The organism is Streptomyces sp. AHU1 (assembly GCF_045343905.1).
Lineage (GTDB): Bacteria > Actinomycetota > Actinomycetes > Streptomycetales > Streptomycetaceae > Streptomyces > Streptomyces triticiradicis.
Window position 1 is genome coordinate 5,129,251 of the sequence record NZ_CP174283.1, and the last position, 14,681, is coordinate 5,143,931.

Annotated in this window: 18 protein-coding genes; 15 read left to right on the forward strand and 3 right to left on the reverse strand. The window is 67.7% G+C overall.

Annotated features, from left to right (window positions below):
• The first annotated feature begins 225 nt into the window (after positions 1-225).
• Positions 226-531: a WXG100 family type VII secretion target gene (locus tag ACICHK_RS22910; RefSeq protein WP_103548283.1), complete on the forward strand. Its 306-nt coding sequence runs from the start codon at positions 226-228 to the stop codon at positions 529-531.
• Between the two features lie 68 nt (positions 532-599).
• Here the strand turns inward: ACICHK_RS22910 and ACICHK_RS22915 are convergent, their stop codons facing one another.
• Positions 600-1,292, reverse strand: a complete 693-nt coding sequence (locus ACICHK_RS22915; protein ID WP_406838366.1) for a hypothetical protein — start codon at positions 1,290-1,292, stop codon at positions 600-602.
• A gap of 77 nt (positions 1,293-1,369) precedes the next feature.
• On the opposite strand from ACICHK_RS22915, the gene ACICHK_RS22920 reads away from it, so the two are divergent.
• From ACICHK_RS22920 to ACICHK_RS22965, 10 genes are all read left to right on the forward strand, one after another.
• Positions 1,370-1,675 (forward strand): hypothetical protein, encoded by a 306-nt coding sequence (locus ACICHK_RS22920; protein ID WP_151470706.1) that lies wholly within the window; start codon positions 1,370-1,372, stop codon positions 1,673-1,675.
• Positions 1,672-2,949, forward strand: a complete 1,278-nt coding sequence (locus ACICHK_RS22925) for a putative T7SS-secreted protein (protein ID WP_406838367.1) — start codon at positions 1,672-1,674, stop codon at positions 2,947-2,949. The genes ACICHK_RS22920 and ACICHK_RS22925 overlap by 4 nt, the downstream gene beginning before the upstream one ends.
• A 42-nt stretch (positions 2,950-2,991) precedes the next feature.
• Positions 2,992-3,570, forward strand: a complete 579-nt coding sequence (locus ACICHK_RS22930; protein ID WP_406838368.1) for a hypothetical protein — start codon at positions 2,992-2,994, stop codon at positions 3,568-3,570.
• A complete protein-coding gene (locus ACICHK_RS22935) occupies positions 3,567-4,235 on the forward strand; it encodes a hypothetical protein (RefSeq protein ID WP_151470703.1) in 669 nt (222 codons plus the stop codon). Before ACICHK_RS22930 ends, ACICHK_RS22935 begins: the two co-directional genes overlap by 4 nt.
• Positions 4,232-4,795 carry a hypothetical protein gene (locus tag ACICHK_RS22940; RefSeq protein WP_151470702.1) on the forward strand — a complete coding sequence of 188 codons (564 nt, stop codon included), beginning with the start codon at positions 4,232-4,234 and terminating at the stop codon, positions 4,793-4,795. Before ACICHK_RS22935 ends, ACICHK_RS22940 begins: the two co-directional genes overlap by 4 nt.
• 158 nt (positions 4,796-4,953) lie before the next feature.
• Positions 4,954-5,532, forward strand: coding sequence for a hypothetical protein (locus tag ACICHK_RS22945; RefSeq protein WP_151470701.1), 579 nt, complete (start codon positions 4,954-4,956; stop codon positions 5,530-5,532).
• Between the two features lie 146 nt (positions 5,533-5,678).
• The gene (locus tag ACICHK_RS22950; protein ID WP_406838369.1) at positions 5,679-5,999 is read left to right on the forward strand and encodes a hypothetical protein; all 321 of its coding nucleotides are present in this window, start codon (positions 5,679-5,681) and stop codon (positions 5,997-5,999) included.
• Positions 5,996-7,384, forward strand: a complete 1,389-nt coding sequence (locus tag ACICHK_RS22955; protein ID WP_406838370.1) for a hypothetical protein — start codon at positions 5,996-5,998, stop codon at positions 7,382-7,384. The genes ACICHK_RS22950 and ACICHK_RS22955 overlap by 4 nt, the downstream gene beginning before the upstream one ends.
• 35 nt (positions 7,385-7,419) lie before the next feature.
• A complete protein-coding gene (locus ACICHK_RS22960; RefSeq protein ID WP_406838371.1) occupies positions 7,420-8,082 on the forward strand; it encodes a hypothetical protein in 663 nt (220 codons plus the stop codon).
• Positions 8,079-8,690, forward strand: coding sequence for a hypothetical protein (locus ACICHK_RS22965; RefSeq protein WP_406838372.1), 612 nt, complete (start codon positions 8,079-8,081; stop codon positions 8,688-8,690). Before ACICHK_RS22960 ends, ACICHK_RS22965 begins: the two co-directional genes overlap by 4 nt.
• 39 nt (positions 8,691-8,729) lie before the next feature.
• On the opposite strand, the gene ACICHK_RS22970 is transcribed toward ACICHK_RS22965, so the two are convergent.
• Entirely contained in the window at positions 8,730-9,773 is a 1,044-nt protein-coding gene (locus ACICHK_RS22970; protein WP_406838373.1) for a hypothetical protein, read from the reverse strand.
• Positions 9,761-10,375, reverse strand: a complete 615-nt coding sequence (locus ACICHK_RS22975) for a hypothetical protein (RefSeq protein ID WP_406838374.1) — start codon at positions 10,373-10,375, stop codon at positions 9,761-9,763. The genes ACICHK_RS22970 and ACICHK_RS22975 overlap by 13 nt, the downstream gene beginning before the upstream one ends.
• A gap of 301 nt (positions 10,376-10,676) precedes the next feature.
• Between ACICHK_RS22975 and ACICHK_RS22980 the strand changes: the two genes are divergently transcribed.
• From ACICHK_RS22980 to ACICHK_RS22995, 4 genes are all read left to right on the forward strand, one after another.
• The gene (locus tag ACICHK_RS22980) at positions 10,677-11,270 is read left to right on the forward strand and encodes a hypothetical protein (RefSeq protein ID WP_406841291.1); all 594 of its coding nucleotides are present in this window, start codon (positions 10,677-10,679) and stop codon (positions 11,268-11,270) included.
• Between the two features lie 448 nt (positions 11,271-11,718).
• Positions 11,719-12,441 carry a hypothetical protein gene (locus ACICHK_RS22985; RefSeq protein WP_406838375.1) on the forward strand — a complete coding sequence of 241 codons (723 nt, stop codon included), beginning with the start codon at positions 11,719-11,721 and terminating at the stop codon, positions 12,439-12,441.
• A 20-nt stretch (positions 12,442-12,461) separates the two neighbouring features.
• Entirely contained in the window at positions 12,462-13,322 is an 861-nt protein-coding gene (locus ACICHK_RS22990) for a hypothetical protein (protein WP_151470695.1), read from the forward strand.
• The gene (locus tag ACICHK_RS22995) at positions 13,319-14,629 is read left to right on the forward strand and encodes a CpaF family protein (RefSeq protein WP_151470694.1); all 1,311 of its coding nucleotides are present in this window, start codon (positions 13,319-13,321) and stop codon (positions 14,627-14,629) included. Before ACICHK_RS22990 ends, ACICHK_RS22995 begins: the two co-directional genes overlap by 4 nt.
• Positions 14,630-14,681: the final 52 nt, after the last annotated feature.

Below are 14,681 nucleotides of genomic sequence, written 5' to 3' on the forward strand. Positions count from 1 at the left end.
CTCCCGACCATAGCCGCTCACCGCTTCCCGCAGGCAACGGCCCGTGTGGGGGAACCACGAAGACCCCGCCCGGGAACCGGGCTTGGTGCGCGCTCGTGACACAACCGGGGTGTGCTGCTGCAAGCGCCGTAGTTAAGCTGCTTGCTCGACGCGGACGATCGCACCATCCGCATCAGGAGCCACGGGGGTTGGCCCTGCGGCGAGTTGAAGCATGGAGGACGCCACATGGCCGGCGGCAAAGACGCGGACATCACTTACGAGAAGATGCGGCACGCTGCGAAGCGACTCGGCCACGAGAAGGAGAAGATGGAGGACAAGCTCCACGGCCTCGACAGCTACATCGACGGCCTCGTCGCCGACGGCTACACGACGGCCAAGGGCTCCCAGGCCTTCGACGACTCCTTCAAGGAGTTCACCAAGGGCATGAAGGACACCCTCGAAGGCCTCAAGGGGATGGCCAAGTTCCTCGAGGACGCGGCGAAGGCGTACGAGGACCTGGACGACCAGCTGGCCAAGGGGGTCAAGGGCTAGGGCCGTTCCCGGCCCGCGTGCCGCTCGAGTGCGATGGGGCACATGCCGTGCCCCGTCGCACCGTCGTTTCAGACGTCGGAGACGCCGGAACGATCGGCCCGCGGCTGCCGCATCAGGTGCATGTGGACTTCGCTGCGCTGCTCCTCCGTGGTCAGCATCAGCCAGGAGCCGTCCGTGAATCGGATACGGAGCTTCCGGTTGTCGTGCGCGGGCAGGGGGTCCTCGACGACCGCGGCACCCGCCGGGATCTCGGCGACGACGCGCATGCGGTCCTCTCTCCGGACGGACACGCGCTTGGGCGGGGCGGCCAGCACGATGCGGCCCTCTGTCAGCACGACGAAACGTTGGTGGTGGGAGGAATGGCTGTACCAGCGCAGCAGGAACTGGCCGGCGGCCTTGTTCCAGTCGCCGTCGAACGTCGCGTCGAGGCCCTGCTCGGCGATGGCCTTGTCCCGCCTGTCGATGTCCAGGTCCTCGGCGCGGGCGCGGGCGCGCTCCTCCTTCGTCGACAGGAGGCGCTTGAGGGCTTCCTCGCCGGAGGCGAGAAGGGTGAACAGCATGGCGATGGGCATGAACGGCGCGACGAGTACCGCGCCGAGCAGCCCGAGCGGCCGCAGGAACGCCGGCCGCAAGGGGCCGCCGCCGGCGGCCTGGTGCACGTCCCGGGGAGGTTCCGGGATCCGTCCTATCGCGCACCACGCACCGGCGTCCGGTACCACGCCGAGGCGGTTGCGTGCTGAGCGGTCGCTGCTCCTGGACAACGCGTCCCACCTTCCTCGCTGCCTGCGGGGCGAAGTATCGCAGCAGTGTCTCATGTTCACGATGGGGGAATTCGTCAATGGGTGACAGGACCGCTTACGACCTGGGCCTGATCAAGGAATGCTCGCGATCGCTGGGCAAGATTCACCGTGAGTTCGAGCAGCACGGCAATCCGGCGGACGGTTACGACGACGCACTCGGCCATGGTGGATTGAAGGACGCCTTCGGCGACTTCGGCGACACCTGGAAGAAGACGCGCAAGAACCTCATGAAGGAAATAAAGAAGCTCTCCGAAGCGACATCGGTCGCGGCGCAGAAGTACGAGGAGATAGACCACGAGTTGGCGAAAGCCATTTCGGGGGCGAAGGGGAAGGGCAAGCAGTGAGCAGGCGATCGAGTGACTGGCCGCCCCTGTGGGACGAGGACCCGACACCCGGTGACCCTCACGAAGTGGCGGCACTCGGGCGCAAGTTGCGCAAGACGGCCGAGATGATCGACGAACAGGCCCGGGTCATCAAGGCGTTGTCGTCCGTGGAGGGATGGGACAGCGACGCGGGGCGAGCCTTCAACGAAGTGGCCGACGGCGCGGGCGACCGGCTGCAGAAGGCGTTCGAGCGGTACGACGAAGCGGCGAAAGCGCTCGGCGAGGACGTCGTGGACGGAGAGTCGAAGGAGTTCGCCGGAGAGCTGCACCGCGCACAGCGGAAAGCCGACAAGGCGCTGGCGGACTACCGGGAGGCCAAGGACGATCACGACATGGCGGAGCGGGAGGTGAAGAAATTCACGGACAAGCACCTCGTCAGCGAGATCCCCGAGGCGGACAGGCCCGAATACGAACGCTGGAAGAAGAAGCAGAACGAGGCGCTGCACCGGATCGGCCAGGCCCGCAAGGAGGTCAAGGACGCCAGGGACATTTTCGACGATGCCGGAGACCGCGCCGCCCGGCACATCAAGGACGTCGTGCACCACGATGCCGTCCGGGACCCCGGCGGCTTCATGAACTGGCTCGCCGACTGGGCGGACACGTTCTCCAACCTCTCGGCCATTCTCTCGGTGCTGGCGGTGGTCTGCGCGTTCGTTCCGCCGCTGCAGTTCCTCGTACCCATTTTCGCCACTCTCGCGGTCCTCTCCAGTGCCGCGGCGCTGGCCGGTCACGCGTACGACATGTCCGTGCGCGGCGGCAAGGTCGACTGGCTGAAGCTGGGCACCGACACCCTGGGCATCCTTCCCGGACTGGGGGCCCTCAAGGGTTTCCGGGCCCTGGTCGGCCTCAAGGGCGTGGCGAAACTGCGGGCGTTCGGGAAACTCGGCACTTTCGGGTCCTTCAGGGGTCTCGCCGCCGTGGACGGGATCGGCCACAACTTCCTCAACGGCGTGAGTGTGACCCTGACCAACAAGACGCTGGCGGGCGGGCTGAAGCTGGGTCAGAAGCTCGGTGTTTCCGGCCTTCCGGAGAAGTTCGTGCCCATAGGCGGCAAGGAGATCACGGCCGCCATCAAGGGGACGGGCCTCGCGAGTGCCCTTCACCGGATGTTCAGCGGTGAGAACGGCGGGACCACCGGATACCAGCCCCCGAAGCCCGCACCGACTCCGGTGCCCACGCCGAGGCCCTCTCCCGGTCCCTCGCCGAAGCCCTTCCACGCCGCGCTGGCCGCCTAGCCGGCGTCCGCGGCGACACAGCCTGAGAGGAGCAGGGAACTGATGAGTGACACGAGCGAACTCGGAGAATGGGAGTTCATCGGCCGCAGGGGCGGGGAGCCGGCCCGGCTGGTGCCCGGCACGGTGATCGCCGCGGTTCCCGGGGCGCGGAGCCTGGCCGAAGAGGCGGGCCGCGAGGTCGGCTTCGACTTCCTGGACGACGAGGCGGTGCTCCGGATGCTGCGGCTCCGGCACCAGGACGAACAGGAGATGTTCAGCGCCGGCTTCAGGACCGGGGTTCCGCTCGCGCTCATCGGCTTCGGGGCGGCCGTGTACTGGGGTGGCGTGGCCCAGTACTGGGAGTCGGGCAGGGCCCAGCTCGGCTATCTCACCGCGGCCGCAGTCGTCGTACTGGTCCTGCTGGGTCTGTGGATCCGGGCCGCGGTGGTTCATTGGGGCGACCCGGTCCGGCAGAATCTCCGGGCCCGGGCTCATAGGTACCGTGCGGTGGCACACATCGCCCGCGAAGAGGGAGCGGACGTCCCCGCGCACTATCCGCACTACGGTCCGTATCCTTTCGCCGCCACGTACCGTCCGGGCGCGGAGGAAGCGGGCCTTCCCGATGGAGAAGAACAGTCATGACCGCGATATCGGCCGAGGGCCGACTCCGGGGCCCGGCAGGTGAGAACGGCATCGACGTCCGCTGGATCATGCCCGAGGGCTTCTTCGAGATCCCCCTGGACGCGGAGGACCTGGACGAGACCGCGGACCAACTGATGGAACTCGCCCGCGGTGTGATGCCGGAGGCCGACTTCGACGTGCAGCTCCAGTGGGCCGTCATGTGCGCGGCTCACTACGACTCCTTCGTGGAAGCCGGAGTTCAGTACGCGGGATTCGTCCTCACCGAGGTGGAGGGCACACGGTGTACGGCCACGGTGACGGTGAGCATGATCGACCTCGACGCCCGGGCGGGATCGAACCCGGTCGGATTCATGGGGACCTCGATGCGGCACCTCGGCATCGGGCAGGTCAGCGAGATAGAACTGCCGTGTGGCCCCGCCGTCTGCTGCATCGGAGACCGGAGGGGAAGCCTGGACGGCAGCCTCACGGAGTCGGGCCAGGACGAGACGGTCCGGACGTCCTTCATCCAGGTCCAGGTTCCGCTGGCTAACGGGACCGCCGTGGTCATGGAGATGGGAACCCCGACGCCCGAAGGGTGGGACGTGTTCTCGTCCATGTTCGCCGGAGTCGTGAAGAGCGTGCGCCTGTTCGATGCCGAGGGCGAGCCCGTCGTGATGCCGGGATGACGACCGGACCGGACGTATCGGCGCGTCCCAAGGACTACCGGCTGCTCGTTCCGCGCGAGTGGTTCAGGATCGACCTGGTCCAGGACCGGTGGCGCAAGCAGCTCAAGACGTTCGTGGACCTTCAGGCGGAGGGCAAGAACTGCCCGGCGGAGGTCAAGCAGGAGGCATGGGCCGGCCTTCGCAACACTGCCGAGTCCGCCGTCGCGAACGGTGCGCTGGAGTTCTTCCTGCGGCCGGAGCTGCACGACGGCAGCATCATGCCCGTCTCGCTCGTCGTGTCGCTGATCCCCAGGCCGGGCGCTCCGACGCCCGGGGACCTCCTGGCCCTGTTCGAGGAGAGGGAGCACCGGAGCGGACGCGGTGCCGAGGTGTCGATCGTCGCCCTTCCGGCTGGTGAGGCGGTCCGGATCCGCTCCCGGACCACCCTGGACCTGTACGTCCACATGCCCGGAACGGCGGGCTATCTGGCACTCGGCTTCGTCGTACCCGTCACCGGTGTCACCGGCCCCATGGAACGCCTGTGCACCTCGATAGCAGAGTCCCTGCGCTGGATCATGTGATCCCCGGGAACCGGCTGCCGTGAACGGGGTGATGTCCGGTCCGCCCCCCAGCACCGGACGTGAGCCCCGGACCTCAGGGTCCGTCCGGAACTCCCCGCCGACGCCGCCCGGCCTCGTTACACGCTGCACCGGCGCCTTCTGAACATGGAGAGAACGACGTGGGTGACTATCACGCCCTCGATCCGGGACAGTTCGTCGACGACCAGGGAACCGTGCACGACATGGTTCCTTCGGAAGTCATCGCCGCCGTTCCCGCCGCCAAGGCGGCGGCGGAGCGGTTCGGGCGAGAGGTGCGCTTCGACTTCCTGGATGACCGGGCCGTCCACTGGATGCTTTTCCAGCGGCGCCAGGACACGGAGAAGGCTGGTGTTCTCGGCTGTCTCGCCGCGATTCCGCTCTTCGTGTTCGTGTTCGGGGCGTGGCCTTTCTGGGACCTGGTCGCATCCGGTGGGTCCCGCCGGTTCCAGATCGCTTTCGTCGTCGTCGACGTGCTGATCGTCTGCGTCTCTTCGGTGGGGACCTACCTGGCGCGGCGCCGAAGCCTGCTCGATCCGACCGACAGGAACGTGCGATGCAGGGCCCGCCTCTATCGCAAGATCGTCGTGGTCGCCCGTCAAGGCGGTGCCGATGTACCGCGCCTGTATCCCTACTACGGGATGTACGCCTCGTCCCGGAAGTTCTACCCCGACGCCCCTGAGCGCCCCGTCCCGCAGCGACGGGGCCCCATTGGCCGGTAGAGCCCCTTGGCACCCACCCCATGGGTGACTGGGTGTGCTTGAGTAGGCACTTTAAGTGAGATGCTTGCCCGGTGCGGACGGTCGCACCGTCCGCATCAGGAGCCACGGGACTTTTCCCTGCGGCGAGTTGGGGCATGGGGGACGTCATGGGTGACGGAAGCGATCGCACTCGGCTTGATCTCGATGCGATCAGGGAAATGGGAACGGGCCTCAGCGGCGTCAAGAAAGCCTTCGAGGGTCTCGGAAGGCTGAGCGAAAAATACGAGGACGACTTCGGCAGCAGTGACCTCGCGGACAAGTTCGGCGACTTCGCGGAGAACTGGAAGATCAGCCGCGAGAAGCTGGCCGGCGAGATCGATGCCCTTGCGCAGATCGCCAAAGCCGCCGCGAAGGCGTACGAAGACATCGATCATCAACTGGCTGAGGCCGTCCGTGGCGCCCAGGACCCCAAGAAGAAGGGGAAGTGACGATGGCGGGACGGCCCCGCGACTGGCATCCGGTCGCCGACAGCGATCCCGTCCCGGGTGATCCGGACCGCATGGCCGCTCTTGGAAGGCAATTGCGCAAGACCGCCGAGGAACTTGACCGGCAGATCCGCAACCTCAAGGCGGTCGTCGATGTCGACGCCTGGGACAACAAGTCCGGCAGGGAGTTCCGGGAGAAGGCCAAAGGCAACGTCAAGAAGCTCGAAGCCGCCTTCGGGCGATACGACACGGCGGCCACGGCGATCGGTTCCGAAGTCGTCGAGGTCGGAGGAGGATATCAGGACAAACTTCACGCCAGGCCCCACGATTACGCATCCGATCTGAACCGTGCCCAGGAGATCGCCGATGCGGCACTGAAGGACGCCCAGGACGCCGACGAACGCAAAGGGGCCGCTCAGAAGAAGCTGGACGGCCTGTCCGACAAGGACAAGAAGAAGGAAGACGCCGACAAGGACCGCAAGGACCTCGAGGACAAGCGTGACGCCGCGGGTGGCGAGATCGACACGGCCCGCGAGAAGGTCGACGCGGCCAGGAGGATCCGGGACGACGCGGCCAAACGGGCCCGCGAAGCCATCGACGACATCATCAGCCACGACTCCCTGAGGGACGGCTTCTGGGAGACTCTGGTCGACAAGGTCGCCAAAGTCGTGTCGCTCATCGCCACGGTGTGCGGAATTCTCTCGCTCGTCGTCGGATGGATTCCGGTGATCGGGCAGGCGCTGGCGGGAGTCCTGGGTGCCATCGCCATGATCGCCACGCTGATCAATTTCGTGGCTGCCTTCATCCAGGTTCTCCAGGGGAACGCCGAGTGGATGGACCTGGGGGTCGCCGCGCTCGGGTTCCTCATGATGGGCGTCGGCAAGGGCTTCACCAGGATTGCCGGCAAGTTCGCCGAGGGGGCACTCGGCAGGCTGGGCAGGGCCGGTGCGGCGAGGACCGTCCGGCAGGTGAGTCGTGCGAACAAGAACCTCCGGAGGATTTCCGGAAAGTCCTTCAAACTCGGCAAGGGCGATGTGTGGAAGTCGCTCAAGGAGCCCTTCATCGAGCCGTTCTCCAAGGCTTCCTGGGGTCAGAACCTCAAGGCTCTCAAGCCCGGCAGCGGAAACTTCGGCTTGGCGAAGAACGAACTCGCGGCTCGCGGAGGCAGAAGCGCCTTCAAGGGGCTCGGGAAGTCCTTCTCCATCGCGGACCCTGGAGTGGCGTCCGATCTCAAGTCCGTCAAATGGGGCACTTCGGCGCTGCACGGTCAGTTCGACGCCCATTCCCTCAACAAGATTTCCAAGGCAGCCACCCGACTGTCGGTGGTCGGTAGTGGGATCACGCTGGGCGGTCTGGGCCTGGACGACAACATCAACCCGCTTCTCTGAAGCTCACAACCATGCCTCGGCGCGAAAGGAAGGACATGACCACTCCGGACGAGGGCGCTCCCCTGGTGGAGGATTTCGAGTGCTGCTTCGAGTTCCAGCCCGGATGGATCGATCTGACCCTCCGCGAGGGGACCAAGGCCGAGGCCAAGGCACTGGCCACCCAAGTCGTGAACAGCCTGAACCCGCTGGCGCTGGAGATCGAGAAGAGCGCCGTCTTCGATGACATGGTCGATCGGGCCGTCGACCTGAACGACGACGCCCCCACTCTCGCGGCGGCCTACTACACCGAGAGCGGTGAGGCTCTGGCCAACCTCATGGTCGACTCGTACGGCGACGAGGGCGTGGAGCGTCCTACCCGGGAAGAGGTCCAGCCACTTTTGCTGGAGTGGGCGAACGGCGAGGTCACGGGGGATCCGCAGGTCTCCTATCTCGACCTGCCCGCCGGGCCCGCCGTGCGGGTGCAAGCGATGCTCCAGGTGAAACGCATGCTCGGCTTCGGTCGGAAGCTGACCGAGTTCATCAAGTACGCGGTCTTCCCGCCCGGTATGAAGAGCCTGGTCGTCATCACCGTGACGTGGGAGGCGATCGCTCGTACGGAGGAGATCGCCGAGCTCGTCGACGAGGCCGTACAGACACTCCGGCTCACCCCTCTCGCCACGGGTGACGGAGCGCCGATCACCGATGGGACCACCGAGTGAAGCGCGCAGCGGACTTCGCCTCCCCGCCGCAGGACTACAACATCGTCGTGCCGGACGGGTGGTTCCGACTGCGGCTCGATCCTGACGACCGCGACCGCGGCATCGTCGCTCTCGCCGAGCGCACGTTTCGAGGGGTGGACAACGCACCCCGCCTTCGGGACCAGTTCATGCGGGACTTGCAGCGCAAGGCCAAGGAGGCCCACAAGGTCGGCGGCATCGAGCTCTACCTGTCCACGCTGACGATCGGACCAGTGCCACTGGCGTCCTCCCTGTTGATCAGCCTTCCTGCCCCGGGCGAGTGGCCGGAGTGCGAGGACGCGGACGAACTGGCGGAGCATCTGGCCGACGGTGACGTGCGGGAGGACGCCGAACTGGGCGTCGTGGAGTTGGCGACGGCTGGAAGGGCGGTACGACACCGGCATCGTGAAGCCGCCGACCCTGCAACGCAGATGGGTAACACCCTCCCCACCACGAACCTGTCCTACTACGTCCGGATTCCGACGACGAAGAGCTGGTTGCTGCTCAACTTCTCCACACCCGTCGATCCCTTGGCTGATCGCATGGTGGAGCTGTTCGACACGGTTTCCGGAACGCTGCACTGGGCGTGAACGGCTTCAGGCACCGTCCGCGCACACCGCAGTGGCGGGTCACCGGTTGACCGACTGGATCTCCTGCACGGTGATGTCCTGGGTGGTCCCGAAGGTCCCGTCGGGCAGGTCGCCGCCGGCGCCTCCTGTGCCGGTCCAGGTGACGTTCCAGGTGATGGTGGCCCTGAGCTTGTAGGTTCCGTCGCCGGACGAGCGGAGGTATTTGATTCCGCAGGGCGGGGTCCGTCCGGCGTCGCCCTTGGCGTAGGGCTCGCCGATGGAGTGGTCGTCGTTCAGCCGGCACTCGCCGGAAGCCGGGTAGGTCTCGGCGTCGCTCGTGCCGGGCTCCAGTTCGAGCGAGACGGGTTTGGCGGTGGTGGTCGCCGAGATATTGAGCCCGGCGACATCGAGGGACGCGGTGACGGACACGTCCTTGAAGGTCGCCTTGTCCAGCCAGGCCCAGGTGGGGAGGTTGACCTTGGTGGTGTCCTCGGGGGCGAGAGTGACCTTGGTGTCGGGCACCTTGATGCGGCTGTAGGCGAGTTGGGCCAGGATCTCCGGTGTCACCGCATTCTTCACGGCCGGAGTCTCGCCGTTCTCCACCCAGAAGGTGGCGGTGTCGCAGGCAAAAGCGGCGGGGTCGCCGGATTCCTCGCGGCTCCGGTCGCGGACCGCGTCCCACCACATGCCCTTGCCCGTCTCCGACTTGTTGAAGTCCTTGTAGGGCTGCCCGTTCTTGTAGTGCTCCTCGGCCAGGTCGTGCGCCTCTCCGACGCCACTGGAGTGCGGGATGTCCCACTCCTTCTGGAACTCCTCGGCGAACTCGTCCGGTGTCCACTTGGGCTCGTACCAGCAGGCGGGAGGAGACCAGTCGCCGACAGGAGTGAATCCGCTGGAGCGTGTGCCGTGGGAGCCACCGGTGGAGCCGCTGTAGACGATCCGCGATTCGAGGGTCTTGCCGCCGTCCTGCTGGTTGCTGCCCTCGACATCGAACTGGGATCCCCCAGGACCCTTGGCGAAGGCCGTGGTGGGCACGGACAACGCGCAGGCGATCGCGAGCGCTCCGGCGGTGACGACCGTGCGGCGCCTGATCAGCGGACGCACGTCTTGCTCCCCCGGACAGAGGTTCCGTCGGACGTCTGCCACACGCCCCGACCGGTCTTCTCCAGGCGCGTGTTGTACAGGACGTAGGCGTCCTTTCCTGCGGGCGTCCTGTCGACCTTCTTCGTCTTCCGGTCCTTGTTGTACGCCTCGGTCTCATCGGCACAGTACGAGACACCCGCGGACTTGCTGTCGAAGATCTCGACCTTGGGGCTGTAGTAACGGGTGGTTCCCGTGTACGTGATGCCCGAGTCCAGCCATTTCTGCACCCATCGGGTGGAGGAGCTCAGCGCCTTGCCCTTGTAGTAAAAGGCCAATCCAGGGGTGTTCGGCGTGCCCTTGATGATGGCGTCGTTCGTCGCCGTCTGTGCCCGTCCCGCGTCCGCGAGGATCGCGTCCTTCGTCGCGTCCCCCGTCTTCCACCCCTCGAACTCGTCCTTCACGTCGCCCGGAAGGGTGATGTCGGGCCGGTCCGCGTCCTCCGAGGCGCTCGCGTCGGGGGAAGCCGAAGCGGGGGCGCTCGTGTCCGCTCCCTTGATCTTGTCGTTCGCCTTCGGGGTGCCGTCCCCGCCGCCACAAGCCGTCAGCAGCAGGGCTGTCGTCACGGCGAACGCGGTAGCAACGGGCAAAGAGCGGCGCTTCACAAAGGACTCCCCGTGGGACATCGGTTGAGCGAAGTCGGTCAAGGGCAATGACGGTATCCGTGGGGCTCCTGGTTTCGCCAGGCCGAAACCTCCTTCCGGACAGGGGCATATGGGCCTGTTCCCGCGCGAACCGGCGCTCCTCCGTCGCCCGATCGTGTTCCTGGCCACATCGGTCCGTGCGGTGACGGACTCGTCTCCGCACCGCACCCCCACTTTGCGTTCGGCACCTTCACGGGGTTCCGCGGGCGTGAACCTTGTGATGATGTCCTTCGTGAACTCCGAGCCCCTGGCCGTGTACCGGCTGATGCCGAGCGCGCGGAATCTGCGAACCCTCCGTCCGGACGACTCGCTCATCGACCTCAAGCGCTGGCAGTTCCAGGGCGATCGGGTGCCGCGGCCCACCGGGTTCGCGGCCGAGTGGACGGGTGACCCGAGGGCCCGCGAAGCCGAGTTCGCGTCCGACTGTCCCGGCGCTCCGATCCTCGGCGCCGGGCTCGCGGACCGGCTGCGGGAGGGCCTGGAGAAGTCGGGCGGCCTGCTTCCGGTCCGGGTCGAGGGGGCGCCCGCGGACGCGTACGTCCTCCATCTCGTGGACCAGGTCGTCGACTGCGTCGACATCCGTACGTCGTCCCGGCCGAAGAAGGCCACCGGCGAGATGCGGAAGACCGTCTTCAGGCCGGACGCGCTCCCGCTCGCCCTGCCCTCCTTCCGCGTGCCGCAGTTCCCCGTGGCGGTCCAGTGGAACGGCTGGGCCGTCGCGCGTCTGGTCGAGCTCCTCGGGTGCGACATCGAGGCCCGCCTCGTCTGGTCGGAGGATCCGGCCGCCGAGCCCCATCCCGATCCCTGGGGATTCTGAGCCCGGTCACTGTCACCGTCGACAAGGATTCGGTGTCCTCGTCCTGGTGTGGCCCGTCCCCCGTGTGGCTGAAAGATCACGTCCCGGCGGGCCCGTCCGTAAGCACCTCGTGCAGGCCTCGTGCGCACCGGGTGACGGACCGTCGGGAATGGGCACGTCAGAGATTCGCTGGCGCACAGGTGACCAAGCGGCCGGTTGCCGGTCTCAACGCGGAACCGAACAGGCCTCGTTGCGCGTCGATAACGTCGAGTCGCGTGTGCTTCAGGGGGCTTGAGGTGCCTTGAGGGGCTTATGCGCGGCTGATACGGTGCCATCGCTTGACACTCGCCCCGGCGCTGGCTATCCGGCCAGGTCGCGCGGTACGTCCCGTAAAGGGACCCGGGGGCGAAGTGTCCTGAATGGCAAGTGAATTGACAGGCATTTTCTTGGGTGTACGGGGAGCGGTCGCGTGAAGATCCAAGAGCGTACGGGGGCGGGCGACAACCGTTCCGTCACGTCGGCCCACCCGGCGACGGGTGAGCGTCTTCCCACCCCGCCTCGCGAGCGCAAACCCGCGCTGGCCGCCCTCGCGGTGCTCCTCATCCTCGTCGGCGCGCTCGGCGCCACCATGCTGGTGCTGCGCGCCGGCGACCGCGTCGAGGTCGTGAAGGTGACGAGCGACATCCAGGCCGGTGAGTCCGTGGGCGACCACGTGACCTCCGTGCTGGTGGCGGACGACTCCTCCATCCACTACGTCGGGTGGGGCCAGCTCGGGGAGCTCAAGAAGCTCAAGGCCAAGTCCACGATCTACAAGGGGACCGTGGTCGTCGGCGAGATGTTCGCCGAGGGCTCCTCGCTTCCCGCGGGCAAGGCCTCCGTGGGCGTCTCCCTCAAGGAGGGCCAGTACCCCGCGGGCATCAAGTCCGGTGACACGGTGGCGGTCTACCGCGTCGGTGACGCCGCTTCCGGCGGTCGCGGTTCGTCGGGTTCCCCGGGTTCGGGCTCGTCGAGCGCGGACGGTGCCCCCATCGTCGAGCGGGCGAAGGTCAGTTACGTACAGGACCAGGACGACAGCACGATCGGCAGCACCAACCTCCCGGTCACCCTCGTCGTGGACAGCGGCCAGGCGGCGTCCGTCGCCGCCGCGGCCTCGGCGAACCAGGTCGCCCTCGTCATCGTCCCCGGCAACTAGAGGCGAGTGAGTAGACGGACATGGCGCTCATCGCCCTCGCCGCAGACAAGGGTTCCCCCGGAGTCACCACCGCCGCCGTGGCGCTCGCGGCGGTCTGGCCCCGCAGGGTCCTGCTCGCCGAGACCGACCCGGCCGGCGGCGACCTCGTGTACCGCAGCGCGGCGGCCCACGGCGGCCCGTTGAACCCGAACACCGGCATGCTGTCGATCGCGGCGACCGCCCGGCGCGGCCTCGTCCCCGACCAGCTCTGGGACCACGTGCAGCCGTTGAGCGGCGGTCTCGACGTCCTGGTCGGACTCGGGATCTCCGAGCAGGCCGCCGGTCTCACCGGACTCTGGCCCACCCTGGGCCGCGCGTTCGCGCAGCTCGGTGACTCTCCGAACGCGCCCGCCGACGTCATCGCCGACTGCGGCCGGATCAGCGGGGACACCCCGGTGACCGAGCTGTTCCCGCACGCCGCCCTGGTGCTCCTGCTCGCCCGCACCGAGCCCGAGGCCATCGCGCGCGTCCGTGACCGTGCCGCCGCCCTCTCCGCCAAGCTGCACGGCGGTCCGCGCGGCGCCGGCGGACTCGCCACCCCGTTCATCGGCGTCATCCTCGTCGCCGACCCGGGCGACTCCGCCAAGCTCGTCCACCAGGTCAACGACATGCTCGTCGCGGCCCGGACCGGAGCCCTCGTCATGGGCACGATCGCCGACGACCCGGCGGGCGCCGCCCAGCTGGCCGGACGCAGGCGCGGCCGCCTCGACAAGTCGCTGCTCATCCGCTCGGCCCGCAAGGTGACCGCGGACCTGTACCAGCAGTACGGCGCCGCCTGGTCCGTACCCGCGGACGGACCCCGTGCCGGGCAGGGGCAGCCCGCCGCCGGAGCCGGCCGATGACCGCCGTCGACCACCAGCTGGTCAAACGGTTCCGGCAGGACGCCGGTGACCGCATCTCCGAACAGCGCCGCGAGGACCAGGTCCGCGGCGTCACCCCGATGTCCGGCGAGGACGAACGGCACTACGCCCGTGCCGTCATCGCCCAGATACTCGAAGACCACGCCCGTACCGAGATCAACCTCGGCCGCACCCCGCTCGACGCGGAGACCGAGGAGCAGTACGCGGCCGCCGTCCACGCGGCGCTCTTCGGCGTCGGCCGTCTCCAGCCGCTGCTCGACGACCCGGAAGTCGAGAACATCGACATCAACGGGTGCGACGAGGTCTTCATCGGCTATGCCGACGGCCGGGAGACGAAGGGGGACCCGGTCGCCGAGACCGACGAGGAGCTCGTCGAGCTGATCCAGGTCCTCGGCGCCTACTCGGGCCTGTCGTCCCGGCCCTTCGACTCCGCGAACCCGCAGCTCGACCTCAGGCTGCCGGACGGTTCCCGGCTCTCCGCCGTCATGGACGTGACCCGCCGGCCGGCCCTGTCGATCCGTCGCGCGCGCCTGGGCAAGGTCTTCATGTCCGACCTCGTGGGCAACGGCACCCTGACCCCCGAGGTCGCGCACTTCCTCGCCTGCGCCGTCCGGGCCCGCAAGAACATCATGATCGCGGGAGCCACCAACGCGGGCAAGACGACCCTGCTGCGCGCCCTCGCCAACGAGATCCCTCCGCACGAGCGCCTCATCACCGTCGAGCGCGCCCTGGAACTCGGCCTCGACACCTTCGCCGAACTGCACCCGAACGTCGTCGCGTTCGAGGAACGGCTGCCCAACTCCGAGGGCCAGGGCGCCATCACCATGGCCGAACTGGTCCGCCGTTCGCTGCGCATGAACCCCTCGCGCGTCATCGTCGGCGAGGTCCTCGGCGACGAGATCGTGACGATGCTCAACGCGATGTCGCAGGGCAACGACGGCTCGCTCTCCACGATCCACGCGAACAGCTCCAGCGAGGTCTTCAACCGCATCTCCACGTACGCGCTGCAGGCGACCGAGCGGCTGCCCATCGAGGCCAGCCAGATGCTCATCGCGGGCGCGGTGAACTTCGTGGTCTTCATCCAGCGGCGCAACGGCTACGAGTCCGGCGGACGCCTCCAGCGCATGGTGACCTCCGTGCGCGAGGTCAACGGCGTCGACGGGCGGGTGCTGTCCAGCGAGGTGTTCGCCGAGACCCCGGACGGCCGGATCGTCCCGCACGCGCCCATCGCCTGCCTCGACGAACTCGTCGCGCAGGGCTACCGGCTGCCCGGCAGCGGGAATTGGTGATGACGATGACCCAGGACATGACGGCGGCCGTGACCGCCGTGGTGCCGCACCC